Annotated in this window: 24 protein-coding genes; 21 read left to right on the top strand and 3 right to left on the bottom strand. The window is 69.0% G+C overall.

Annotated features, from left to right (window positions below):
- Position 1: 1 nt before the first annotated feature.
- From ruvX to AHIS1636_RS09185, 21 genes are all read left to right on the top strand, one after another.
- Positions 2-580 carry a Holliday junction resolvase RuvX gene (gene ruvX / locus AHIS1636_RS09285; protein ID WP_264795548.1) on the top strand — a complete coding sequence of 193 codons (579 nt, stop codon included), beginning with the start codon at positions 2-4 and terminating at the stop codon, positions 578-580.
- Positions 577-1,806, top strand: a complete 1,230-nt coding sequence (mltG, locus tag AHIS1636_RS09280) for an endolytic transglycosylase MltG (protein WP_264795547.1) — start codon at positions 577-579, stop codon at positions 1,804-1,806. The genes ruvX and mltG overlap by 4 nt, the downstream gene beginning before the upstream one ends.
- A gap of 2 nt (positions 1,807-1,808) precedes the next feature.
- Entirely contained in the window at positions 1,809-2,702 is an 894-nt protein-coding gene (locus tag AHIS1636_RS09275; protein ID WP_264795546.1) for a shikimate dehydrogenase, read from the top strand.
- A 32-nt stretch (positions 2,703-2,734) separates the two neighbouring features.
- Positions 2,735-3,934, top strand: coding sequence for a chorismate synthase (gene aroC, locus AHIS1636_RS09270; protein WP_264795545.1), 1,200 nt, complete (start codon positions 2,735-2,737; stop codon positions 3,932-3,934).
- Positions 3,935-3,944: 10 nt separating this feature from the next.
- Positions 3,945-4,487, top strand: coding sequence for a shikimate kinase (locus AHIS1636_RS09265; RefSeq protein ID WP_264795544.1), 543 nt, complete (start codon positions 3,945-3,947; stop codon positions 4,485-4,487).
- The gene (gene aroB / locus AHIS1636_RS09260) at positions 4,484-5,587 is read left to right on the top strand and encodes a 3-dehydroquinate synthase (RefSeq protein ID WP_264795543.1); all 1,104 of its coding nucleotides are present in this window, start codon (positions 4,484-4,486) and stop codon (positions 5,585-5,587) included. The genes AHIS1636_RS09265 and aroB overlap by 4 nt, the downstream gene beginning before the upstream one ends.
- A gap of 79 nt (positions 5,588-5,666) precedes the next feature.
- Positions 5,667-6,230 carry an elongation factor P gene (gene efp / locus AHIS1636_RS09255; RefSeq protein ID WP_264795542.1) on the top strand — a complete coding sequence of 188 codons (564 nt, stop codon included), beginning with the start codon at positions 5,667-5,669 and terminating at the stop codon, positions 6,228-6,230.
- Positions 6,230-6,652, top strand: a complete 423-nt coding sequence (gene nusB / locus AHIS1636_RS09250) for a transcription antitermination factor NusB (protein ID WP_264795541.1) — start codon at positions 6,230-6,232, stop codon at positions 6,650-6,652. Before efp ends, nusB begins: the two co-directional genes overlap by 1 nt.
- Positions 6,653-6,816: 164 nt before the next feature.
- Positions 6,817-7,407, top strand: coding sequence for a bifunctional pyr operon transcriptional regulator/uracil phosphoribosyltransferase PyrR (pyrR, locus tag AHIS1636_RS09245; protein ID WP_264795540.1), 591 nt, complete (start codon positions 6,817-6,819; stop codon positions 7,405-7,407).
- Complete coding sequence (locus AHIS1636_RS09240) at positions 7,404-8,399, top strand: aspartate carbamoyltransferase catalytic subunit (protein ID WP_264795539.1); 996 nt, start codon at positions 7,404-7,406, stop codon at positions 8,397-8,399. The genes pyrR and AHIS1636_RS09240 overlap by 4 nt, the downstream gene beginning before the upstream one ends.
- Positions 8,396-9,727, top strand: coding sequence for a dihydroorotase (locus AHIS1636_RS09235; protein ID WP_264795538.1), 1,332 nt, complete (start codon positions 8,396-8,398; stop codon positions 9,725-9,727). Before AHIS1636_RS09240 ends, AHIS1636_RS09235 begins: the two co-directional genes overlap by 4 nt.
- A gap of 5 nt (positions 9,728-9,732) precedes the next feature.
- A complete protein-coding gene (locus tag AHIS1636_RS09230) occupies positions 9,733-10,248 on the top strand; it encodes a PH-like domain-containing protein (RefSeq protein WP_264795537.1) in 516 nt (171 codons plus the stop codon).
- The gene (gene carA / locus AHIS1636_RS09225) at positions 10,245-11,474 is read left to right on the top strand and encodes a glutamine-hydrolyzing carbamoyl-phosphate synthase small subunit (protein WP_264795536.1); all 1,230 of its coding nucleotides are present in this window, start codon (positions 10,245-10,247) and stop codon (positions 11,472-11,474) included. Before AHIS1636_RS09230 ends, carA begins: the two co-directional genes overlap by 4 nt.
- Positions 11,474-14,770, top strand: a complete 3,297-nt coding sequence (gene carB / locus AHIS1636_RS09220) for a carbamoyl-phosphate synthase large subunit (RefSeq protein ID WP_264795535.1) — start codon at positions 11,474-11,476, stop codon at positions 14,768-14,770. The genes carA and carB overlap by 1 nt, the downstream gene beginning before the upstream one ends.
- The gene (gene pyrF, locus AHIS1636_RS09215) at positions 14,763-15,611 is read left to right on the top strand and encodes an orotidine-5'-phosphate decarboxylase (protein WP_264795534.1); all 849 of its coding nucleotides are present in this window, start codon (positions 14,763-14,765) and stop codon (positions 15,609-15,611) included. The genes carB and pyrF overlap by 8 nt, the downstream gene beginning before the upstream one ends.
- Before the next feature lie 124 nt (positions 15,612-15,735).
- Entirely contained in the window at positions 15,736-16,080 is a 345-nt protein-coding gene (gene mihF / locus AHIS1636_RS09210) for an integration host factor, actinobacterial type (RefSeq protein ID WP_264795533.1), read from the top strand.
- Positions 16,073-16,645, top strand: a complete 573-nt coding sequence (gene gmk, locus AHIS1636_RS09205; protein ID WP_264795532.1) for a guanylate kinase — start codon at positions 16,073-16,075, stop codon at positions 16,643-16,645. Before mihF ends, gmk begins: the two co-directional genes overlap by 8 nt.
- 48 nt (positions 16,646-16,693) lie before the next feature.
- Entirely contained in the window at positions 16,694-16,954 is a 261-nt protein-coding gene (gene rpoZ / locus AHIS1636_RS09200; RefSeq protein ID WP_005268284.1) for a DNA-directed RNA polymerase subunit omega, read from the top strand.
- Between the two features lie 32 nt (positions 16,955-16,986).
- Complete coding sequence (gene coaBC, locus AHIS1636_RS09195) at positions 16,987-18,213, top strand: bifunctional phosphopantothenoylcysteine decarboxylase/phosphopantothenate--cysteine ligase CoaBC (protein ID WP_264795531.1); 1,227 nt, start codon at positions 16,987-16,989, stop codon at positions 18,211-18,213.
- Between the two features lie 46 nt (positions 18,214-18,259).
- Entirely contained in the window at positions 18,260-19,465 is a 1,206-nt protein-coding gene (gene metK / locus AHIS1636_RS09190; protein ID WP_264795530.1) for a methionine adenosyltransferase, read from the top strand.
- A gap of 10 nt (positions 19,466-19,475) precedes the next feature.
- On the top strand, positions 19,476-21,629 hold the full coding sequence (locus tag AHIS1636_RS09185; protein ID WP_264795529.1) for a primosomal protein N': 2,154 nt from the start codon (positions 19,476-19,478) through the stop codon (positions 21,627-21,629).
- A gap of 13 nt (positions 21,630-21,642) precedes the next feature.
- Here AHIS1636_RS09185 and AHIS1636_RS09180 read toward each other — a convergent pair whose 3' ends face one another.
- Genes AHIS1636_RS09180 through AHIS1636_RS09170 form a run of 3 tightly spaced genes read right to left on the bottom strand, consistent with a single transcriptional unit; the run spans position 21,643 to position 24,466 of the window.
- A complete protein-coding gene (locus tag AHIS1636_RS09180; RefSeq protein ID WP_264795528.1) occupies positions 21,643-22,746 on the bottom strand; it encodes a glycosyltransferase family 4 protein in 1,104 nt (367 codons plus the stop codon).
- Complete coding sequence (locus tag AHIS1636_RS09175) at positions 22,743-23,624, bottom strand: alpha/beta fold hydrolase (protein WP_264795527.1); 882 nt, start codon at positions 23,622-23,624, stop codon at positions 22,743-22,745. The genes AHIS1636_RS09180 and AHIS1636_RS09175 overlap by 4 nt, the downstream gene beginning before the upstream one ends.
- Entirely contained in the window at positions 23,621-24,466 is an 846-nt protein-coding gene (locus tag AHIS1636_RS09170) for an aldo/keto reductase (protein ID WP_264795526.1), read from the bottom strand. The genes AHIS1636_RS09175 and AHIS1636_RS09170 overlap by 4 nt, the downstream gene beginning before the upstream one ends.
- Between the last annotated feature and the right edge of the window lie 151 nt (positions 24,467-24,617).

The raw sequence follows: 24,617 nt of genomic DNA, 5'->3' as shown, positions 1-24,617 counted from the left end.
CGTGTCCAGCGCAATCGCTCCCGCCGGCAGCAAGCTAGGGGTCGACGTCGGCCAGGCCCGGGTGGGCCTGGCCGGCTCGGACCCGGCGGGCATCCTGGCGACCCCGATCCGGACGCTCAAGCGCGACGCCAAGAAGGACAGCGACATTCGCCTGGTGGTGAAGGAAGCAGCGGAGCGTTCCGCCGTCCAGGTCTTCGTGGGGCTGCCCCGGACCATGCGTGGCGGGGAATCGGCCTCCACCCGGATGGCCCGCGACTATGCCGAACGGCTCGCGGCCGCGCTCTCGGCGGCCGGACTGGACACGGCCGTCAGCCTGGTCGACGAGAGGCTGACGACCGTCAGCGCCCACCGCACGCTGCACGGCGCTGGCATGAGCAGCCGTGACCACCGTAAAGTTGTTGACCAGGTCGCTGCAGTGGAGATCCTGCAGCACGCCCTGGATATGCAGCGTGCGCAAGGACGGGACGTGGGCACCCCCGTGGCCGCGCCGGACCCTGTCCAGGCGCCCGGCGCAGGTCCAGGGGAAGACGAGACCGAGATTCCACGCGTACATGACAATGATGGTGAGAACAAGCGGTGAGCAAAAGCTATCCGGAGAACCCTCCTTATCCGGACTACCGGCCCGCCGGGCAATCGCTCGACGAGTTCGAGGCCGAGCACGCCTTGGACTACGAGGGCGAATTGGGGCCCGACTACGATCCGGAACCTCCGGCACGCAAGCGCAGCCGGCGCAACAAGATCAAGCGGCAGCGGCGGCGTCGCCGCAATATCGCGCTGCTGGTGGTCTTCGGCCTCTTCGCCGGCGCCCTCGTCGGCGTGGTCCTGTTCCTGCAGAACCTGCTCGGCATGAATGACCTGAAGGACTATCCGGGCCCGGGCGAGGGCGAGGTGACCGTCACCGTCGAGCAGGGCGCCGGCCCGCTCGCGATCGCCGGCTCGCTGGTGGATCAGGACGTCGTGGCCTCCTCGGACAAGTTCATCGACGAACTGGCCAACCAGGCCGATGGACGCGAAGTCCAGCCCGGCGAGTACAAGCTCAAGCGGCAGATGAAGGCAGCCGACGCCGCCGGCGTCCTCCTCGCCCAGGAAGAAGGCGTAAACTACGCCGCCATCAACCGGACCTGGCGCCAGCAGGAGGTTTTCGAGGCCCTCTCCAAGGGCACCGGGATTGCCGTCAGCGAGTTTGAAACCCTGGCCAAGGACCCGGCCGCGTTCGGCCTGCCGGACAAGGCGCGGAACCTGGACGGCTACCTGTTCCCGGCGGAGTACCGCTTCCCGCTGGAGGCCACCGCCGAGGAAATCCTCAAGACCATGGTCGACAACACCTTCGAGCGGCTGGAAAAGGACGGAATTACCGACCCGAACCAGCAGTACGACGTCCTGACGGTTGCCAGCATCATCGAGGCCGAGGCGGGCGAGGCGGACTACGGGGCGGTGGCGGGCGCCATCGAGAACCGGCTGAAGCCGGACAATACGGAGACCAACGGCTTCATCCAGTCCGACGCCACGGTGACCTACGGCCTGGGCCGCAAGGGGTACGACATCACGCCGGAAGAGAAAGCGGACAAGGACAACCCGTACAACACGTACGCGCATACCGGCCTGCCGGTTGGCCCGATCAACTCCCCGGGCGGCCCGGCAATCGACGCGGCCGCGAATCCGGACGACGTGCCGTACTACTACTGGGTCACGGTCAACCTGGACACCGGCGAGACCAAGTTCTCCGAGACGCTGGAAGAGCACAACGCCTACACCAAGGAATACCTGAAGTGGTGCAGCGAGCAGGATGAGGGACGGTGCGACTAAGCATGCCGGCCGCACCCGCCGGCGGCTCGGGCCGCAGCGGATGCCGGGCAGCGGTGCTGGGCCATCCGATCGGCCATTCGAAGTCGCCGGCGCTCCATCGGGCAGCCTATGAGCTGATTGGCTTCGACTGCAGCTACCGCGCCATCGACGTCACGCCCGAGGCGCTGCCCGGATTCATCCGGACGCTGCGCTCCGAGCCGGGCTGGGCGGGCCTCTCGGTCACCATGCCCCTGAAGTCGGCCATGGTGCCGCTGATGGACCGGACCAGCGAGCTGGTGCAGGTCCTGGGTGTCCTCAACACCGTGGTGGCAGAGTACGACGACGGCGGCAGGGTCTCGCTGAGCGGCCATAATACGGACGTGGCCGGGATTATCGGGGCGCTGCGGCACGCCGGCGTGCAGGACGGCGCCCCGGCCCTCATTCTGGGCGGAGGCGGCACCGCGGCGGCGGCGGCCGCGGCTCTGGCGTCGCTGGAGCCGTCCTCGGTGGCGCTTTGCCTCCGCGACCCGGCCAAGGCGTCCGGCGTCGAGGCGGTCGCCGCGCACTTCGGCATCCCGCTTGAAGTCCGCGGCTGGGATGCCGCGGCAGAAGCCCTTGCCGAAGCGGACACCGTGATCTCCACCCTGCCGCCGCACGGAGCGGATTCTTTGGCGGAACGGCTCGCCGGGGCGCCGAGGCGGCGTCCCGGGGGAGTGCTGCTCGATGCCGCGTACGACCCGTGGCCCAGCGCGATCGCCGCCGAATGGCAGCGGCAGGGCGGCATCGTCGTGCATGGGCTTGAGATGCTGATCTACCAGGCCGTGGAGCAGGTGCGGCTCTTTGCCGGGGAGCGGTTCACGAACGCTGCCGAAGTCACAAATGTGATGTGTGACGCGGTCGGTGCCTCCCGGCGCTGAAGGGTCCCCGCAAGCATGGCAGTATTGATGGCATGTTGCGTTGGTTAACCGCCGGTGAATCCCATGGTCCGGCCCTGGTTGGAATTGTCGAAGGCGTCCCCGCCGGCGTCGAACTGCACATCTCGGATATCCAGGATGCCCTGGCCCGCCGCCGGCTTGGTTACGGCCGCGGCGCCCGGATGAAGTTCGAGCAGGACCAGGTCACCATCCTCGGAGGCGTCCGCCACGGCCTGACCCAGGGCGGCCCCGTCGCCATCCAGGTCGGCAATACCGAGTGGCCCAAGTGGGAGAAGGTCATGTCCGCCGAGCCGGTCGATCCGGCCGAACTGGCCGAATCCGCGCGCAACGCCCCCCTGACCCGGCCCCGTCCCGGGCATGCCGACTTCACGGGCATGCAGAAGTACGGTTTCGATGAAGCCCGCCCGGTGCTCGAACGCGCCAGCGCCCGCGAGACCGCCGCCCGCGTAGCGCTGGGCACCGTGGCCGCGAACTTCCTGAAGGCCCTCGGCATCGAACTTGTCAGCCACACCGTGTCCCTCGGCCGCGTGTCCGTCCCGGAAGGCGGTCCGGTGCCCGAACCGCGGCACGTGATCGCGCTGGACGAGGATCCCCTGCGCTGCTTCGACGCAGAAACGTCCCTGGCCATGGTGCAGGAGGTCGACGCCGCCCACAAGGAAGGCGAGACACTCGGCGGCGTGGTCGAGGTGCTGGCCTACGGGCTGCCGCCGGGACTAGGCAGCTACGTCCACTGGGACCGCCGGCTGGACGCGCGGCTGGCCGCTGCCCTGATGGGCATCCAGGCGATCAAGGGCGTGGAGGTGGGCGACGGCTTCCAGACGGCGGGCCGCCGCGGCTCCGAGGCGCATGACGAAATTGTCCGCGACGAGCACGGCACCATCGTCCGGTCCACCAACCGCGCCGGCGGCATCGAGGGCGGCATGAGCATCGGCGACACGCTGCGGGTCCGCGCCGCGATGAAGCCGATCGCTACGGTTCCCCGCGCGCTGCAGACCATCGACGTCAGCACCGGCGAGGCCGCCAAGGCACACCACCAGCGTTCGGACGTCTGCGCGGTGCCGGCCGCCGGCGTCGTGGCCGAAGCCATGGTGGCGCTGGTTTTGGCCGAGGCCGTCACGGAAAAGTTCGGCGGCGACTCCCTCGCCGAGACCGCCCGGAATATCCGCAGCTATGTCGAAGCCATCCCGGCGTCGCTGGACTCGATCGGGAGCTAGTGCCGTCCTGATGCCGCTCACGTTGGAGCGCCATCTTGTCCTGATCGGACCGATGGCCTCAGGTAAATCAACGCTTGGCCAGCACTTCGCGACCCTGCACGGGCTGACCTTCGTCGACACGGACCGGAAGATCGTGGCCAAGCACGGTTCCATTCCGTCCATCTTCGCCGCCCAGGGCGAGCACGGCTTCCGCGAGATCGAGGCACGCGAGGTGGCTGCGGTGCTGTCCGCGGCCGACGAGCCGAGCGTCGTCTCGCTCGGCGGCGGGGCCATCCTGGACACCGGCACCCAGCAGCTCTTGGCGGGCTGCGACGTCGTATTCCTCGACGCAGACCTGGAGACCGTCCGCCCGCGGATCCAGCGGGACAGCGGGCGCCCGCTGCTAGTGGGCGACCCGGTGGAACGATGGCTCGAGATGTCCCGGCGCCGCCGGCCGACATACCAGAAGCTGGCGGACATCGTGCTGGTGACCCGGGGCAAGTCCCAGCAGGAACTGGTCGATGAGCTGACCGCGATGCTCGAACAGAAGCTTGAAGAAAGGCACACCCCGTGACCCACGGAACCCAGACACCGACCATCATCAAGGTCACCGGCACAGCTCCGAACGAGAACTACGACGTCGTCGTCGGACACGGACTGCTCGAGAGGCTTCCCGGGGTACTGGGGGAGCGGGTCCAGCGCGTGCTGGTCATCCACCCGCGTGCCTTGCGTTCCACCGGAGACACCGTGCGTGAGGCGCTTTCGGCCGCCGGCTTCACGGCACTGACCGCGGAAATCCCGGACGCCGAAGAGGGCAAACACATCCAGGTCGCCTCGTTCTGCTGGCAGGTGCTGGGCCAGAACGACTTCACCCGCTCCGATGCGATCGTGACTGTCGGCGGCGGCGCCGTAACCGACGTAGGCGGCTTCGTCGCCGCTACCTGGCTGCGCGGCGTGAAGGTGGTGCACATTCCCACCAGCCTCCTCGGCATGGTGGATGCGGCCGTCGGCGGGAAGACCGGCATCAACACGGCCGAGGGCAAGAACCTGGTCGGCGCGTTCCACCCGCCGGCTGCCGTGCTGGCCGACCTGGACGCCCTCGCCACGCTGCCCCGCAATGAGCTGCTGACCGGCATGGCGGAGGTGGTCAAGTGCGGTTTCATCGCCGACCCGGCCATCCTGGACCTGATCGAGGCCAAGCCCGAGGCCGTCGCGGATCCGGCCTCGGCCGAGGTGCGCGAGCTCGTCGAACGGTCCATCGCCGTCAAGGCGCAGATTGTCTCGGCGGACCTCAAAGAATCCGGGCGGCGCGAGTTCCTGAACTACGGCCACACCCTGGGCCACGCCATCGAGCTGGCGGAACGCTACCAGTGGCGCCATGGGGCAGCTGTTTCCGTGGGCCTGGTGTTCGCGGCGGAGCTGTCCCGGATGGTCGGGCGGCTCGACGACGCCACGGCCGACCGGCACAAGCGGATCCTCGAGCTGCTGGAGCTTCCGGTCAGCTACCGCCGCGACCGCTGGGCGGCGCTGCTCGACGGCATGAAGCGGGACAAGAAGGCCCGCGGCGACCTGCTGCGGTTCGTGGTCCTCGACGCCGTCGGCAAGCCCGGCATCCTCGAGGTTCCGGACACGTCGCTGCTGTTCGCCGCCTACCAGGAGATCGCGGACAACTGAGGCGCGACGAGAGGCGGCTTCCGAGCGGGTAGAATAATCCGTGAACTTTTCTGGCGCTTGAATCGACGAAAGAGAAACTGTGGCGACAACCAACGACATCAAGAACGGGACCGTGCTGGTCATGGACGGCCAGCTGTGGAATGTCATCGAGTTCCAGCATGTCAAGCCGGGCAAGGGCGGCGCCTTCGTGCGCACCAAGATCAAGAACGTTGTCTCCGGCAAGATCCAGGACAAGACCTTCAATGCCGGCCTGAAGATCGAGACCGCCACGGTGGACCGCCGCGACTACACCTACCTGTACAAGGACGGCGACGACTTCGTCTTCATGGACGTCCAGGACTACGACCAGGTGACCGTACCCGGCGCCGTCGTCGGTGACGACGAGAACTTCCTGCTGGAAAACATCAAGGTCAACATCGCCATGCACGACGGCACCCCGCTGTACATCGAACTGCCGGCGTCCGTGGTCATGGAGATCACCTACACGGAGCCCGGCCTGCAGGGCGACCGCTCCACCGGCGGAACCAAGCCCGCCACCGTGGAGACCGGCTACCAGATCCAGGTTCCGCTGTTCCTGGAAACCGGTACCAAGGTCAAGGTCGACACCCGCAGCGGCGACTACCTGGGACGAGTCAACGACTAGTGAGTGCACCCACTTCCGCCCGCGGCAAGGCCCGCCGCCGCGCCGTCGACATCCTCTTCGAGGCCGAGCAGCGCTCGGTCCGGCCCACCGAGGCCCTGCGCGACCGGCGTGACAAGACGGACCAGAGCATCAATCCCTACACGGTGGACATCGTCGAGGGCGTCATGGCCATGCAGCCGGCCATCGACGAGTTCCTGTCCACCTACTCGCAGGGATGGCCGCTGGAGCGCATGCCCAGCGTGGACCGGATCATCCTGCGCGTGGGCACCTGGGAGCTGCTGTACAACGACGACGTCCCCGACGGTGTCGCGGTCAGTGAAGCAGTGGAACTGTCGCGGACCCTCTCGACGGATGAATCGCCGTCGTTCATCAACGGTCTCCTGGGCCGGCTGCAGCAGCTCAAGCCCACGCTGCTGGCCTGATCGAACGCCGGTTCGGCGCCCGAAAAACCGTGCAGGAGGTGGTCCCCGTGACGGGGGCCACCTTCGGCCGTTCCGGGCGCAGGACGGTCCTTCCGCTGTGGTACGTTGGTTGGGCAACCAACCTTTAAGTCCGTCCTGTGAGGCGGGGAAGGAGGCGGCATCAGATGAACACGTCCGGCACGGTTTCGCCGCAGTCATCACGTGTAGTTCTCGCCGAAGCGGACATCGACCGCGCACTCACTCGCATTGCCCATGAGATCCTTGAATCGAACAAGGGCTCCAAAGACCTCGTCCTGCTGGGCATCCCGCGGCGCGGCTTTCCGCTGGCCCGCCGCCTCGCGGCCAAGATCGAGGCCGCCGACGGCAGCGTCAAGGCCGACGACATCACCGGCCAGCTGGACGTCACCATGTTCCGGGACGACCTGAAGCGCCAGCCCACCCGCGCTCCGCTGCCCACCCAGCTGCCGTCCTCCGGAATCGACGACAAGGTCGTCGTCCTGGTCGACGACGTCCTGTACTCCGGCCGGACCATCCGCGCCGCCCTGGACGCCCTGGTGGACCTCGGCCGGCCCCGGATCGTGCGCCTGGCCGTCCTGGTGGACCGGGGGCACCGCGAACTGCCCATCCGGGCGGACCACGTCGGCAAGAACCTGCCGACATCCTCGGTCGAGAAGGTCCGCGTCCGGCTGGCCGAAACCGACGCCCGCGACGGCGCGCCGGTCAACGAAGTCGTCATCGAGGACTGGAGCGCATGAGGCATTTGCTCTCGACCGAAGACCTGGACAAGGCCGAGGCCATCCGGATCCTGGACACCGCAGAGGAAATGGCCGCGGTATCCGAGCGGGAAGTGAAGAAGCTCCCCGTGCTGCGCGGCCGCACCGTGGTGAACCTGTTCTTCGAGGACTCCACCCGCACCCGGATCTCCTTCGAGGCCGCGGCGAAGCGGCTCTCGGCGGACGTCATCAACTTCGCCGCCAAGGGCAGCTCGGTCTCCAAGGGCGAGTCGCTCAAGGACACGGCGCAGACCCTCGAGGCAATGGGCGCGGACGCCGTCGTTATCCGGCACTGGGCCTCCGGCGCCCCCGCGCGCCTCGCGACCTCGGACTGGATCGATGCCGCCGTCGTCAACGCCGGCGACGGGACGCACGAACACCCCACCCAGGCCCTGCTGGACGCGTTCACGATGCGGCGCAACTGGGCACGCGTCAACGGCACCGGATCGGCGGGCACCGACCTGGCCGGCATGAAGGTGGCCGTCGTCGGCGATGTCCTGCATTCCCGGGTGGCCCGGTCCAACCTCTGGCTGCTCCGCACGCTGGGCGCGGACGTCACGCTGGTGGCGCCGCCCACGCTGCTGCCGGTCGGCGTGGAGCACTGGCCCTGCACGGTCAGCTACGACCTCGACGAGACGCTGGCCGGAGGTCCGGACGCCGTGATGATGCTGCGGGTGCAGGGCGAGCGGATGAATGCCGCGTTCTTCCCCTCCACCCGCGAGTACTCGCGCCGCTGGGGCTTCGATGACCGGAGGCTCGCCGCGCTGGATGCCGCTGGCGCGAAGGAAACCATCATCATGCACCCCGGCCCGATGAACCGGGGCCTGGAAATCTCGGCCGCGGCGGCCGACTCGCCGCGTTCCACAGTTCTCCAGCAGGTCCGCAACGGCGTCTCCGTACGCATGGCTGCGCTGTACCTGCTGCTCTCGGGCGACAGCACGCCCGCCGCACCAACCCAGGAGGCCACCAGATGAGCACAGCACCCGAAACATCCGCGGCCTACCTGATCCGGGGAGCCGCCATCGGCGGCGGAGACCGCACCGACCTGCTGGTCCGCGACGGGATCATCGCCGAAACCGGTACCGGCGTCAGCGCATCCGGGGCGGAGGTCATCGACGCAGACGGCCTGGTCGCGCTTCCCGGCCTCGTGGATCTCCACACCCACCTGCGGGAGCCCGGCCGCGAGGACGCCGAGACCGTCGAGACCGGCAGCCGCGCCGCGGCGCTGGGCGGCTACACGGCCGTCCACGCCATGGCCAACAGCTCTCCGGTGGCCGACACCGCCGGCGTCGTCGAGCAGGTCTTCACCCTGGGCCAAAAGGCCGGCTGGACGGACGTCCGGCCGGTAGGCGCCGTGACCGTCGGGCTGGCGGGCGAACGGCTGGCCGAGCTGGGCGCCATGGCTGATTCGCGCGCCCGGGTCCGGGTCTTCTCCGACGACGGCATGTGCGTCCACGACCCGATCCTGATGCGCCGGGCGCTTGAGTACGTCAAAGCGTTCGACGGCGTCATCGCCCAGCACGCCCAGGAGCCGCGGCTCACGGACGGGGCCCAGATGAACGAGGGCGCGGTGTCCGCGGTCCTCGGCATGACGGGCTGGCCGGCGGTCGCCGAGGAGAGCATCATCGCCCGCGACGTCCTGCTGGCGCAGCATGTGGACTCCCGGCTGCACGTCTGCCATGTTTCCACGGCCGGGTCGGTGGAGATCATCCGCTGGGCCAAGCAGCGAGGCATCAAGGTCACTGCCGAGGTCACGCCGCACCACCTGTGGCTGACGGACGAACTGGTCCGCAGCTATGACCCGGTCTACAAGGTCAATCCGCCGCTGCGCACCGACGAGGACGTCAAGGCGCTCCGGGCCGGCCTCGCCGACGGCACGATCGACATCGTCGGGACCGACCACGCGCCGCATCCCAGCGAAGCCAAGGAATGCGAGTGGGCGCAGGCGGCAATGGGCATGACCGGGCTGGAAACCGCGCTGTCCGTCGTGCAGCACACCATGGTCGAGTCAGGCCTGGTCGGCTGGGACGACGTCGCGCGGGTGATGTCCACGGCTCCGGCCGGGATCGGGCAGCTCGCCGGCCACGGACAGCCGCTGGAAACCGGTTCGGCCGCGAATATCACGCTGGTCGACCCCGCCGCGCGCTGGCAGGTTGACCCGCAGCGGATGGCCACCAAGGGACGCAACTCGCCGTTCGCCGGCAGGGAACTGCCCGGCCGCGTCGTCGCCACGTTCTACCGGGGCCACCCCACGGTCCTCGACGGCGCGCTCAATACCCCGCTGACCTCCGAGGGGGCGTAGGGCCCGTGGACTACCTGGGACCCGGGCTGATCACGCTGAGCCTGGTGGTGGTGCTCGTCGGGCTCGTCTACTTCGGCTGGCGCAACCGGCTGAAGCGCCAGCAGGATGTCGCGCCGCTGCCGGCGGTGCCGGAGGACCTGCCGGCGCCGGTCGCGGCGTATGAGGGGCAGTACGTCGTCACGACGACGGCGGGGGACTGGCTGGACCGGCTCGCGGTCCACTCCCTCGGCATCCGCTCCAACGCGCTGCTGCGGGTCTATCCTCAGGGCGTGCTGATCGAGCGCCGCGGCGTCCCGGACCTTTACCTCCCGGCGTCGGGCATCAGCGGCGTCCGCACCGAGAGCGGCATGGTGGGCAAGTTCGTCGAAAAGGACGGGCTCGCGGTCATCACCTGGTCCCTCGGCGGCCGGGACGTGGACACCGCCTTCCGAAATCGGCATGCCGCCGAGAAGCGGCCCATGCTGGAGCACCTAAGAACTTTTGTACCTGCTGTAACGGACAACGATGAGGATCTATCGTGACTGAACACCAAACCACTCCTTCTGCGGCGGCGCTGCTTGTCCTCGAAGACGGCCGCGTCTTCCGCGGACGCAGCTACGGAGCCCAGGGAACGGCCTTGGGCGAGGCGGTTTTTGCCACCGGCATGACCGGATACCAGGAGACCATCACGGATCCCTCCTACGCCCGCCAGCTCGTCGTCCAGACAGCCCCGCACATCGGCAACACCGGCGTGAACCGCGAGGATGCGGAATCCCGCCGGATCTGGGTAGCCGGCTACATCGTCCGCGATGCCGCCCGACGGCCCTCGAACTGGCGATCGGAACGAAGCCTGGACGAAGAACTCGTCGAGCAGGGCATCGTGGGCCTGCAGGGCGTGGACACCCGCGCCATCACCCGGCACCTGCGCGAACGCGGCGCGATGAAGGCCGGCATCTTCTCCGGCGCCGACGCGCAGCGCCCGGAGGCCGAGCTGCTGGAGCAGGTCAAGGCGCAGGCGCCCATGGAGGGCTCGCGGCTGGCCGAAGAGGTCAGCATCGACGCCGCCTATGTGATCGACCCCGCCGACCACGGCTGGGAGGACGAACCGCGCTTCAGCATCGCCGCCCTCGACCTGGGCATCAAGTCCATGACCCCGCAGCGCTTCGCCGAGCGCGGCGTGAAGGTCCACGTGCTGCCGGCTACGGCCACCCTCCAGGACATCCAGGCCCTGGACCCGGACGGCGTCTTCATGTCCAATGGCCCCGGCGACCCGGCCACGGCCGACGCCCAGGTCGGCCTGCTGCGCGACGTCCTCGACGCGCGCCTGCCGTTCTTCGGCATCTGCTTCGGCAACCAGATCCTCGGACGTGCGCTGGGCTTCGGCACCTACAAGCTGCGCTACGGGCACCGGGGCATCAACCAGCCGGTGATGGACCGCCGGACGGGCAAGGTGGAGATCACCTCGCAGAACCACGGGTTCGCCGTCGATGCTCCCACAGACGGCGCCACGAAGGCGCCCGAGGAGCGGTTCGGCCGCGTCGAGGTCAGCCACGTGAGCCTTAACGACGACGTCGTCGAGGGCCTCGCGTGCCTCGACATTCCCGCGTTCTCCGTCCAGTACCACCCGGAAGCCGCCGCCGGCCCGCACGATTCCGCCTACCTGTTCGACCGGTTCATCGACCTGATGGAAGCGGAACGGCGGAAGCCCGGGTCCACGGATGCAGCGGATGTCTCCAAAGCCACCATCGACGCCAAGGAAGCCAAGTAATGCCCAAGAGAGAAGATCTTAAGTCCGTCCTGGTTATCGGGTCCGGCCCGATCGTCATCGGCCAGGCCGCCGAGTTCGACTACTCCGGCACCCAGGCCCTGCGCGTCCTGAAGGAGGAGGGCCTGCGGGTCATCCTCGTGAACTCCAACCCGGCGACGATCATGACGGATCCCGAGTTCGCCGACGCGACCTACGTCGAGCCGATCACGCCGGAAGTCGTCGAGAAGATCATCGCCAAGGAGCGCCCGGACGCGGTGCTGCCGACCCTGGGCGGCCAGACGGCGTTGAACACGGCCATTGCGCTGGACAAGAACGGCGTGCTGGAGAAGTACAACGTCGAACTGATCGGCGCCAACATCGAGGCGATCGAGCTCGGCGAGGACCGCGAGAAGTTCAAGGGCGTCGTGGAGCGCTGCGGCGCCGAGTCGGCGCGGTCCGTCATCGTGCATTCGATGGACGAAGCATTCAAGGCCGCCGAGGAACTCGGCTATCCGATGGTCGTCCGCCCGTCCTTCACCATGGGCGGACTCGGCTCCGGCATGGCCTACAACGAAGAGGACCTGCGCCGGATCGCCGGCGCCGGCATCCAGTACAGCCCGACCAGCGAGGTGCTCCTCGAGGAGTCCATCCTCGGCTGGAAGGAGTACGAGCTGGAGATGATGCGCGACAAGAACGACAACGTCGTGGTCGTCTGCTCCATCGAGAACTTCGACCCGGTCGGCGTCCACACGGGCGACTCGATCACCGTTGCGCCGGCCCTGACGCTGACGGACCGCGAGTACCAGAACCTGCGCGACATCGCCATCGCCGTGATCCGCGAGGTGGGCGTGGACACCGGCGGCTGCAACATCCAGTTCGCGATCGAGCCGGACACCGGACGCGTCGTCGTTATTGAAATGAACCCCCGCGTCTCCCGCTCTTCGGCGCTGGCCTCGAAGGCCACCGGGTTCGCCATCGCCAAGATCGCGACGAAGCTCTCGCTCGGCTACACGCTGGACGAGATCCCGAACGACATCACCCAGAAGACTCCCGCGTCGTTCGAGCCGACGCTGGACTACGTCGTCGTCAAGGTTCCCCGCTTCGCCTTCGAGAAGTTCCCGGCGGCCGACCCGACGTTGACCACCACGATGAAGTCCGTCGGCGAAGCCATGGCGCTGGGCCGCAACTTCACCGAGGCCCTGCAGAAGGCCCTGCGGTCGCTCGAGCAGAAGGGCGCCCAGCTGACCTTCGACTCGGTCAACGACTTCGAGGTGCCGGAGCTGCTGGAGAAGTCGAAGGTGGGCTCCACGGAGCGGCTGTCCATGGTGCAGCGCGCGCTGCTGGGCGGCGCCACCGTCGAGCAGGTCTACGAGGCCACCGGAATCGACCCGTGGTTCCTGGACCAGCTCCAGCGGATCAACGAAGTGGCCGCCGAGATCCGCAAGGCCCCGGCGCTGACGGAAGACATCCTGCGCCTGGCCAAGCGCCACGGCTTCTCGGACGAACAGATCGGCAAGCTGACCAACACCGCCGAAGCCGTGGTCCGCGGCGTCCGCCACGCCCTCGGCGTCCGCCCGGTGTTCAAGACGGTGGACACCTGCGCCGCCGAATTCGCCGCCTACACGCCGTACCACTACTCGTCCTACGACGAAGAGGACGAGGTCGAGCTGCACGCGAAGCCGTCGATCATCATCCTCGGCTCCGGGCCGAACCGGATCGGCCAGGGCATCGAGTTCGACTACAGCTGCGTGCACGCGACCATGGCCCTGCGCCAGGCCGGCCACGAGACGGTCATGATCAACTGCAACCCCGAGACCGTCTCGACGGACTACGACATCTCCAACCGGCTGTACTTCGAGCCGCTGACGCTGGAGGACGTGCTGGAGGTCATCGCGGCCGAGGAGCGCACCGGAGGCGTCATGGGCGTCTTCGTGCAGCTCGGCGGGCAGACACCGCTGAAGCTTGCGCAGGCCCTGGCCGAGGCCGGCATCCCCATCCTGGGCACCTCGCCGGAGGCCATCGACCTGGCCGAGCACCGCGGCGCTTTCCAGCGGGTGCTGGACCGCGCCGGGCTGGTCGCGCCGAAGAACGGCACGGCGGTCAGCTTCGAGGACGCGAAGAAGATCGCGGACGAGATCGGCTACCCGGTGCTGGTCCGCCCGTCCTACGTGCTGGGCGGCCGCGGCATGGAGATTGTCTACGACGAGGCGAACCTCGCGCGCTACATTGCCAACGCCACCGAGATCACGCCGGAGCACCCTGTGCTGGTGGACAGGTTCCTCGAGGACGCCATCGAAATCGACGTGGACGCGCTCTTCGACGGCAAGGACCTCTACGTCGGCGGCATCATGGAGCACATCGAGGAAGCGGGCATCCACTCGGGCGACTCCGCCTGCGTGCTGCCCCCGATCACCCTCGGCGCCGACGTCCAGGCCCGCGTGGCCCGGGCGACCCGGGCCATCGCCGAAGGCGTCGGCGTGCGCGGCCTGATCAACATCCAGTTCGCGCTGGCCTCGGACGTGCTTTACGTGATCGAGGCGAACCCGCGGGCGTCCCGCACCGTGCCGTTCGTCTCCAAGGCCACGGGCGTGCAGCTGGCCAAGGCCGCGGCGCTGATCGGCACCGGGGTGACCATCCACCAGCTGCGGACCGCATACAAGATGCTGCCCGAGACCGGCGACGGTGCCAGCCTGCCGCTGGAGGCCCCGGTCGCCGTGAAGGAAGCCGTGCTGCCCTTCAGCCGCTTCCGCACGCCGGAAGGCACCGTGGTGGACTCGCTGCTCGGTCCGGAGATGCGGTCCACGGGCGAGGTCATGGGCATCGACAAGTACTTCGACACCGCCTTCGCCAAGAGCCAGGCTGCGGCCAACAACCCCCTGCCCACGGCCGGCAAGGTGTTCGTCTCGGTGGCGAACCGCGACAAGCGCTCGTTCGTCATGCCGGTCAAGCACCTGGCCGACCTCGGCTTTGAGATCGTCTCCACCGGCGGCACCGCCGACGTGCTGCGGCGGAACGGGATCCAGGCCACCGTGGTGCGCAAGGTGCGCGAGGGTACCGCCGAGGGCGAGTCGAACATCGTCGACCTGATTACCGACGGCTCGATCGACATGATCCTGAACACCCCTTCCGGCGGCGACGCCCGCGGGGACGGCTACGAGATCCGCGCCGCCGCGACCTCGGTCGGCACGCCTGTGATCACCACGGTTGCCGAGTTCGGCGCGGCGATCCAGGCCATCGAGGCGATGCGCCAGTACGAGTGGGATGTCACCAGCCTGCAGGAGCATGCCGCCAAGCTGAAGGCCGGCACCAGTGCCTGAGCCGCATACCAGCTTTGGCGCGCGGCTGCAGGCTGCCATGGCCGCGCGCGGCCCGCTGTGCGTCGGTATCGACCCGCATCCGGGCCTCCTTCAGGCCTGGGGGCTGGAAGACGACGCCGTGGGACTGGAGCGCTTTTCCCTCACCGTCCTCGAGGCGGTGGGGGAGCAGGCCGCCGCGGTCAAGCCGCAGGTCGCGCTGTTCGAGCGCCACGGATCGCGCGGCCTGGCTGCCCTGGAGAAGGTGCTCGCCGCAGCGGCGGGCGCCGGCGTGCTGACGATTGCCGACGCCAAACGCGGAGACATCGGCTCCACCATGGCCGCCTACGCGCAGGCTTGGCTCGCCGACGGTGCCCCGCTGGCCGCGGACGCGGTGACGCTGAGCCCCTTCCTCGGGTACGAGTCGCTGCGGCCGGCCCTGGACCTGGCGGAGCAGACCGGCCGCGGGGTGTTCGTCCTGGCGCTGACCTCGAATCCCGAGGGTGCCAGCGTCCAGCACGTCGGCGGCGAGGACTCCGTGGCCCGCCGGATCGTGCGGGCCGCCGCCGCGGACAACGCCGCGGCCCGGGACGCCGGCACGTTGGGCTCCGTCGGCCTGGTCGTCGGCGCGACCGTCGGCGACGCACCCGCCCGGCTGGGCCTCGACCTGGCCGGCCTGAACGGCCCGGTGCTCGCTCCGGGCCTCGGGGCCCAGGGCGCCACCGGGGCGGACCTGCGCCGTTCCTTCGGTCCTGCCTTCGGCCAGGTGCTGGGGACGTCGAGCCGCGATATCCTCAAAGCCGGTCCGGATGCGGCAGGCCTTCGCGAGGCTGTGGCGCGTACCCTGGAGATGGTCGCCGGCTGAAGCCGGGGAGCGCCGGTGAGCCCCGGAAAAGGCATTGCTTTCCCGGGGCCTTGCCACTAGGTTCAGTGCAAGTGGATTAGCTCCATGCCGCGGCCGGCGGCAGCGCAACGATGTGGAGAAGCCTGTGAGTCTGAAACCGCTGACGGACAGCGAACGAACGGCAGCCCGCAACAAGGCCACCGCGGCCCGCGCCGAGCGCGCCGAAGCCAAGGCCAAGCTGAAGGACGGGCGCACGAGCATCTCCGAAGTCATCGAGTCGGCCAAGACCCAGGAGTCGATTGGCCGGCTGCGCGTGGCCGAGCTCCTGGAAGCACTGCCCGGCATCGGCAAAGTCCGAGCCGCCGGGATCATGGAATCCGTCGGGATCGCACCGACCCGGCGGGTGCGCGGTCTAGGGGTCCATCAGCGTAAGGCGCTGATCGATCTGCTCGAACCGCGCGGAACTGCTATAGATGGAAAGCATGTCTGACAAACCCACCCTGACTGTCCTCGCCGGGCCCACCGCCGTCGGTAAAGGTACGGTCTCCACCTACATCCGCGACCATTACCCCCAAGTCTGGCTCTCCGTCTCCGCGACGACCCGTCCTCCGCGGCCGGGAGAGATCAACGGCGTCCATTACTATTTCGTCTCCGCCAGCGACTTCGATGACCTTGTAGCCAAGGGATCAATGCTCGAGTGGGCCGTCGTCCACGGGCGCAACCGCTACGGGACCATCCGCGAGACGGTCGAACGGGCCATGGCCGAGGGCAAGTCGGTCCTGCTGGAGATCGACCTCCAGGGAGCGCGGCAGGTCAAGCAGACCATGCCGGACGCAAACTTCGTCTTTTTGGCGCCTCCAAGCTGGGAGGAAATGGTGCGCCGGCTCGTGGGCCGAGGCACGGAAACACCCGAGGAACAGCAGCAGCGGCTGGAAACCGCTAAACTGGAACTTGCTGCCGAATCCGAATTCGACCACACCGTCATTAATGACGACGTCCAACGGGCGGCGGAAGAGCTCGTTTCGCTGATGGGACTCGTGCCGAACCCGCGTTAGGCACCGGAAAAGCAGCGCAGGATTACCTACAGAATTTTTGGAGAATACGTGTCGACCAACCTCGAAGGCATCATCAATCCGCCGATCGACTCCCTGCTGGAGACGACGGACTCGAAGTATGCCCTGGTGATCTACGGTGCCAAGCGCGCCCGCCAGATCAACGCCTACTACTCCCAGCTGCATGAAGGGCTCTTCGAGTACGTCGGCCCGCTCGTGGACACCAAGCTGAACGAGAAGCCGCTCTCCATCGCCCTGCGCGAAATCAACGAGGGGCTGCTGGTTTCCAAGCCGGTAGAGAAGAACGACTAGCAGGCCCGCGAAGCGGACCTGGCGGAGCAGGCATGCGGATCATCCTAGGCGTAGGCGGCGGTATCGCCGCCTACAAGTCCGCATTCCTGCTCCGGCTTTTTAAGGAAGCCGGGCATGACGTCACGGTCATCCCGACGGCGGCCGCGGAACAGTTCGTCGGCCGTCCGACGTGGGAGGCCCTGTCCGGCCGTCCCGTCTCCACCACCGTCTTCGACGCCGTGGACACGGTCAACCACGTCCGGCTCGGACAGGAAGCGGACCTCGTCGTCGTCGCCCCCGCCACCGCGGACCTGCTGGCCCAGGCGGCCGCCGGGCTGGCCGGCGACCTGCTGACCAATACGCTCCTGGTGACGCGCGCCGCCGTCGTTATGGTCCCGGCCATGCACACGGAGATGTGGCAGCACCCGGCCACCGAAGCCAACGTCGCCCTCCTGCGCAGCCGCGGAACCGTCGTGATGGATCCGGCCAGCGGCCGGCTCACCGGAACGGACACCGGTCCGGGGCGGCTGCCGGATCCCGAGGACATCTTCGCCTTCGCCCTCAAACAGGTCGCCGCGGCTCCGACGCCGGATGCTGCTTCCGCGCCCTTGCTGGGCAAGCGCGTCGTCATCACGGCGGGCGGCACCCGGGAACCGCTGGATCCGGTCCGGTACCTGGGCAACCGCTCCTCCGGCAAGCAGGGTGTTGCCCTGGCCCGGGCGGCGGCCGCGGCGGGTGCCGAGGTGGAGCTGATCGCCGCGCACATGGACGTCGCACCGCCGGAGGGCGTCAAGACCGCCCGCGTGGAGACGGCCCTGCAGCTGCGTTCCGCCGCGCTCGATGCCGCGGGACGCGCAGACGTGGTCATCATGGCCGCCGCGGTCGCCGATTTCCGGCCGGCCGAGCAGGCCCGGACCAAGATCAAGAAGCGTGACGACGCGGCGGATCCGGTGATCACGCTGGTGCGGAATCCGGACATCCTGCAGGAGCTGGTGCAGCAGCGCCGGGACAGCGGCACGGGCCCGGCCCTGATTGTCGGCTTTGCCGCCGAGACCGGGGACAGCCGCGGCGACGTGCTCGAATACGCGCGGCAGAAGCTCGAGCGCAAGGGCTGCGACCTGCTGGTGCTCAACCAGGTGGGGCAGGACCTCGTCTTCGGGCAGGACCGGACCGCCGTGAGCATCCTGCACCGCAACGGTGGCGAGCCGCAGACCTTCAGCGGCACCAAGGACGAAGCGGCCCGGGCGATCATCGCCAGCGTGGCCGAAGAACTGGGCTGACGGGCCCGCGCACGGAACCGTCGGCGGGAGCAAGTAAAGTAGGGCTGTGACTTCTTCAGCTACCCCCTTGCGGCTTTTCACGTCCGAGTCCGTCACGGAAGGCCATCCGGACAAGATCTGCGACCAGATTTCGGATGCGATCCTCGACGCCCTCCTGCGCGAGGACCCCGAGTCGCGGGTCGCCGTCGAAACCCTGACCACCACGGGCCTGGTGCATGTGGCCGGCGAAGTCACCACCCAGGGCTACGTGGAGATCCCGCAGATCGTCCGCGACACCATCCTCGACATCGGCTACAACTCCTCGGACAAGGGGTTCGACGGCGCCCGCTGCGGCGTTTCGGTCTCCATCGGCCAGCAGTCTTCGGACATCGCCTCGGGCGTCTTCAACTCCTGGGAGGCCAAGCAGGGCCTGCTGGTGGACGACTATGACGCGCAGGGCGCGGGGGACCAGGGCATCATGTTCGGCTACGCCAGCGACGAGACTGATGTCTTTATGCCGGCGCCGATCTGGCTGGCCCACCGGCTCTCCGAGAAGCTCACCGAAGTCCGCAAGGCCGGCGTGTTGCCCTACCTCCGCCCGGACGGCAAGACCCAGGTCACCGTGGGATACGACGGCGACAAGCCGGTATCGGTGGACACGGTCGTGGTGTCCACCCAGCACGAGGCAGGCGTGGACCTGGAGCACCTGGGCCGCGATGTGAGCGCCAAGGTGATCGAGCCGGTGCTGGCTGCCTCAAACCTTGACATCTCGAATGTCCGGCACATCCTCAACCCGGGCGGCGAATTCGTCATCGGCGGCCCGGTGGGGGACGCCGGCTTGACCGGCCGGAAGATCATCGTGGATACCTACGGCGGCATGGCCCGCCACGGCGGCGGCGCGTTCAGCGGCAAGGACCCGTCGAAGGTGGACCGCTCGGCTGCCTACGCCATGCGCTGGGTCGCCAAGAACGTGGTCGCCGCCGGCCTGGCACGGCGCGCGGAAATCCAGATCGCCTACGCCATCGGCATGGCGCGTCCGGTCGGCATCTATGTGGAGACCTTCGGCACGGAGACGGTGGACCCGCTGCGGATCGCCGACGCCATCCACGAGGTCTTCGACCTGCGCCCGCTGGCCATCATCAATGACCTGCAGCTGAAGCGGCCGATCTACCTGCAGACCGCCGCCCACGGCCACTTCGGCCGGGAGCAGCACAACTTCACCTGGGAGCGCACGGACCGCGCGGACGCGCTGCGCAGCTTCTTCAACGCGTAGCCGGGGCCACATGGCGCAGGAGCCAGGAGCGGACGGGGCCGTCCAACTGTCCCTGCTGCAGGGGTTCGGCGCACCGGCGAAGCCCCGGGGCACCACGCTGCCGGCCGCCCAGGACCCGGTGGCTGAAGTCCTGATTGAATCGGCCGTGCCGCACCTCGACCGCGGTTTCGACTATCTGGTGCCGGCGGAACTCGCGGCGGACGCGGTGCCCGGCGCGAGGATCAAGGCGCGCTTCGGCGCCCAGGAAGTCACCGGCTACATCACGCGCCGCAAGACCGAGGCGGCGGAGGGCATCAAACTGAGCCGCCTGGCCAAGGTCGTCTCGCCCCAACCCGTGCTGACGCCCGAGCTGCTGCAGCTGGCGCAGGCCGTCGCCCGGCGCTATGCCGGTACCGTCAGCGACGTCGTACGCGCCGCCGTCCCGCCGCGCGTGGCCCGCGTGGATAAGGAGTTTCCGCCGGCAGCGGAGGCAACCGGAGCGCAGGCGGGGACGGCGACGGACGTACTGGACGCCTCGAACACGGCGGACGCCCTCGATCCGGCGGCGCACAAAACGCACGGCGCTCCGATTGGCGCTCCGAGCGGAGAGGCACCCGACGCGGCCGTGGCTTTTGCCGGCTATCCGGCCGCGGGCGCGTTCCTGGCCCATCTGGCCGCCGGAGGCTCGCCCCGCGCGGTCCTGTCGGCGCACAAATCCTATGGCGCCGCCTCCTGGGCGGCGCAGCTGTCCGCAGCCGTCCACGCGACTTATGCCAGCGGCCGCGGGGCGGTCGTGGTGGTGCCGGACGCCAAGGACCTGTCGGTGCTCGCGGCGGAGCTGGAACGCAGCATCGGCGCGGACGGCTTTGTCCGCCTGACCGCCGAGGACGGGCCGACGCCTCGCTACCGGAACTACCTCCAGCTCGTGCACGGCCAGGCAAGGGTGGCCATCGGCACGCGGTCGGCGGCCTTCGCGCCGGTGGCCGACCTGGGACTGGCTGCCATCTGGGACGACGGCGACGACCTCCACGTGGAGCAACGGGCCCCGTACCAGCATGCCCGGGACGTACTGCTGCTGCGCGCGGAACAGACCGGCTGCGCGGTGCTGCTCGGCGGCATCAGCCGCAGCACCGAAAGCCAGCGCCTGGTGGAAGCCGGCTGGGCGCAGCCGCTGCAGCCGGAGCGGCCGGCGGTGCGGGCAGCGGCGCCGCGGGTGGTCAACACGGCGGATTCCTTCCAGCAGGAACGTGACCCGCTGCTGCGGCACGCGCGGCTGCCACATGCGGCCTGGCAGGCGGCGCGCGAGGGGCTTGAGCGCGGCCCGGTGCTGGTGCAGGTGGCCAGGACCGGTTTCGCCCCGGCGCTTGCCTGCCAGGAGTGCCGCACGCCGGCCCGCTGCAGCCAGTGCCAGGGCCCGCTCGCGCAGACCGGGCGTGACAGAGTGCCGGCATGCCGCTGGTGCGGGCGTCTCGCCACCGGGCACCGCTGCGCCGAGTGCGGATCGCCCCGGCTGCGTGCGCTGGTGGTCGGAGCGTCGCGCACAGCGGAGGAACTCGGCCGGGCCTTTCCGGGGGCCGCGGTGGTTTCCTCGGCCGGGGAGCACATCAAACAGAGCATCCAGGCGGGACGCACGTTGGTCGTCGCCACGCCCGGCGCCGAGCCCGCGGTGGATGGCGGCTACGCTGCGGCGCTGCTGCTGGACGGCAACGCCATGCTGGCCCGGGAATCCCTGCGCGCTTCCGAGGATGCGCTGCGCCGCTGGTTCATCGCAGCCTCACTGGTGCGGCCGGCGAAGGAGGGCGGCGTCGTCGTGATCACGGCCGAACACGACGCCGTGGTCGGGCACCTTGTGCGGTGGGACCCCGCCGGAGCCGCCGCGCGCGAGCTGGAGCTGCGCCGCGAACTGCAGCTGCCGCCGGCCGTGCGGATCGCCGCGCTGACCGGTGCCGCGGAGAGCCTCGAAGTCTTCCTCGACGGCCTCGACCTTCCGGACGACGTGCGGACGGTGGGACCGGCCGAGCTGCCGCTCCCCGGATCGGCGGGAACGCACCGGACGCTGCTGTTCTTCACCTACCGGCAGGGCAACACGGTGACCCAGGCGCTGCGGGCCCGGAAGGCGGCCGTCTCCGCCCGGCGCTTGGCGGAACCGGTACAGGTGCGCTGCGACGGGCTGGACCTGCTCTAGCCTCGGACCTGGCTTAGCGGCGGTCTGCCCTAGCGGCCCGCCGGGCCTGCCGCCGGCGCCGGACCTCGTCCGCCATGGCGAGGAGCTGGGCGGCCGAGTAGTCCCAGCTGAATTCCCCGGCACGGCCGGCCCCCTCCTTGCTGGCCCGCGCGCGCCGGTCCGGATCCTCCAGGGCCCGCACGGCGGCGGCGAACGCCTCCGGCTCGTCCGGGTCGACCAGCAGAGCCGCTTCATCCGTCACCTCGCGGAAAATGGGGATGTCGCTCGCGATGACGGGCGTGCCCGCGGCCATGGCTTCGATCAGCGGCAGTCCGTACCCCTCGTCGCGCGACAGGCTGACCAGCGCCGTCGCACGGTGCAGCAGCTGGTGATACTCGCCGTCGGACACGCCATGGTGGAAGACCAGTTGTCCCGGATCGGCCGCACCGGCTGCCAGCTCCGCCTCCCGGGCCGCGGGCACCGGGCTGAGCAGGTGCAGCCGGTAATCCGGCAGCAGCGCCATGGCCGCGACGAGCGTCTCGACGTTCTTGTAGGGCATGTAGGAGCCCATGTACACCAGGTCCTTGTCCGCCGGCGCCAGCGGATCGCGGGCCGAGCCGGGGGAGTGCGGCGCATTCGAGACGATCCTGATGTCGCGGCGGGTCAGCCGGGCCTGCTCCAGCAGGGACTTGGTGGTGCGGCTGATGGTGGCCACCATGTCGGCCCGGTTGAGCAGCAGCCGCTGAGGCCAGTAGGCCTTGTGGTACAGCCGCCAGAGCCCCCGGACGGGCAGCGGCAGGAAGCCCGGAGGCTTGGGGTGCCGGTAGTAGATCAGGTCGTGGATGGTCAGGATCAGGCCGTAGCGGCGGCCGAAGCTGCCCATGGTCTGCATCGGGCAGACCACGACGTCGGCCCCCAGCTTGTTGATGCGGCGGGCGACGAACAGTTCGGCGGGGGAGAGCGGGCTGTTGATCTTAACCCAGGGGACGTCGGGCAGGAACTGCAGCTGCCGCTCGTCATGGATCAGCATGCGCACGTCCGCCTGCCGGGCCGCAGCCGCAATCAGGTTGGCGCCGTACCTGCTGATCCCGTCGAGCTGGTCCGTGCGGGTGTAGCGGGCGTCGATCAGCAGCCTCATGCGGCGAGCTCCCCGAGGAAGCGGCTGATCATCCGCGCGGCGGTTTCGGGCGCCTCGTAGTGGATCAGGTGCCCTACGCCGTCGATAATCTCCAGGCGCGATCCCGGGATGTGCCCGGCAAGGCGCCGCTGGCTGGACACCGAGCCGAGGTCGTCCTTGGCTCCGGCGATGAGCAGCACGGGCAGTGCGAGCCGCGGAGCAGCCTCGACCACGTCGTGGGAAATGGACGCTCGGAAGGACTCCAGCACCACGGCGCGGTTGGCGAAGGAGCTGAAGTAGGCGTCGTGCTGGGCGTGGATGAACCTGCGCAGCCGGGGCTCCTTCGTCTTGGCCATCATCATGCTCATGACCCGCACGATCGCCGGATGCTGCAGCAGCGCCAGGCCCGCGCGTTCCGGCAGGCGGGCGCCGAGGAAATAGTAGAACTCGGCCAGGCGGGAGGCGGCGGCGCGCGGTCCCTTGAGCGCCGGTTCGCTGATCGGGTTGACCAGGATGGCGGCGGCGAAGGAGCCCGGGCGGGCGGCCAGGTGGTGGGACGCGACGATCGATCCGAAGGAGTGGCCCAGCAGGACCGTTTCGGGGCCGAGGCCCAGCGCCGCCGCAAAGTCCTGTACGAACCCGGCGTAGCTTTCCACGCTGTGCTCCCGGTCGCCGAACGGCTTCGAGGCGCCGAAGCCGGGCAGGTCGGGGGCGATGATGCGGTGCTCCGGCAGCGCGCGGGCCAGCAGGTCCAAACCGTGGTGGTCGCCGCGGAAGCCGTGGATGAACAGCAGGTCGGCGCCGGCGCCCGGCTGCCTGGCGGGGTACTCCCAATAGCTCACCTCGCCGGTCTCCAGCATGACGGTGCCCGCCGTGGCGCGGTCCTTCGTGGCGGTCACGCCCAGTTCACCTCGTCCGGGTGGGAGCCGAGCCGGCCGTCGCGCTCCAGCGCGCCGAGTTCCCGCATGGCGTCCTCGTCCAGGGCGAAGTCACGGATGCGGAAGTTTTCCCGGATGCGTTCCGCCGAACTGGCCTTCGGGATCACGGCGTTGCCCAGCTGGAGATGCCAGCGGAGGACGACCTGGGCCGGCGTGCGCCCGTATCGCGCGGCGAGTCCGGCCACCACTGCGTCTTCCAGTACCGCGCCGCGGCCGAGCGGGCTCCAAGCCACCGTGCGGATGTTGTGTTCGTCGTGCAGTTCGCGCAGTTCCCGCTGCTGCAGCCACGGGTGCAGTTCCACCTGGTTGACCGCGGGGACCACCTCGGTCGCCGCGAGCAGGGTCGTGAGGTGTTCGGGCTGGAAGTTCGAGACGCCGATCGCCCGGACCCTTCCCTCATGGTAGAGCTGCTCCAGCGCGCGGTAGGTCTCGATGAAGAGTCCGCGTCCCGGCAGCGGCCAGTGGATCAGGTACAGGTCGGCATACTCGAGGCCCAGCTCATCCAGTGATTTCCGGTAGGCGTCTAGCGCGGCTTGGAAGCCGTGACTGTCATTCCACAGCTTGGTCGTGACAAAGATGTCCTCGCGGCTGATCTCGGGTTCCTCCGCCGTGAACTTGGCCACCGCCTCGCCCACGCCCTGTTCGTTGCCGTAGAAGGCGGCCGTGTCGATATGCCGGTAACCCGCCTCGAGCGCCTGGTAGCACAGGCCCGAAGCGTCCGCCGGCGGGACCTTGTAGACGCCGAAGCCCACCTGGTCCATCAGGACGCCGTTGTTGAGTGCCACCTTGTGCGCTGTTGCCATAGCAGAAACTCTACCCACCGGCGGCTGTCCCGGAGGACCGACGCTCCCGGCGCCGCCATTGACCGCCACACGCACGGCGGCTAGGTTCGAGCCCAGTGGGCCGGGCCTTTCGGAGCGACGGTCCCGGGAACAGCAGGCAGACAGCAAAGGT

The organism is Arthrobacter mangrovi (assembly GCF_026011795.1).
GTDB lineage: Bacteria > Actinomycetota > Actinomycetes > Actinomycetales > Micrococcaceae > Crystallibacter > Crystallibacter mangrovi.
Note: the sequence above shows the minus strand (reverse complement) of the source record. Positions and strands in the feature narration are given on the sequence as shown.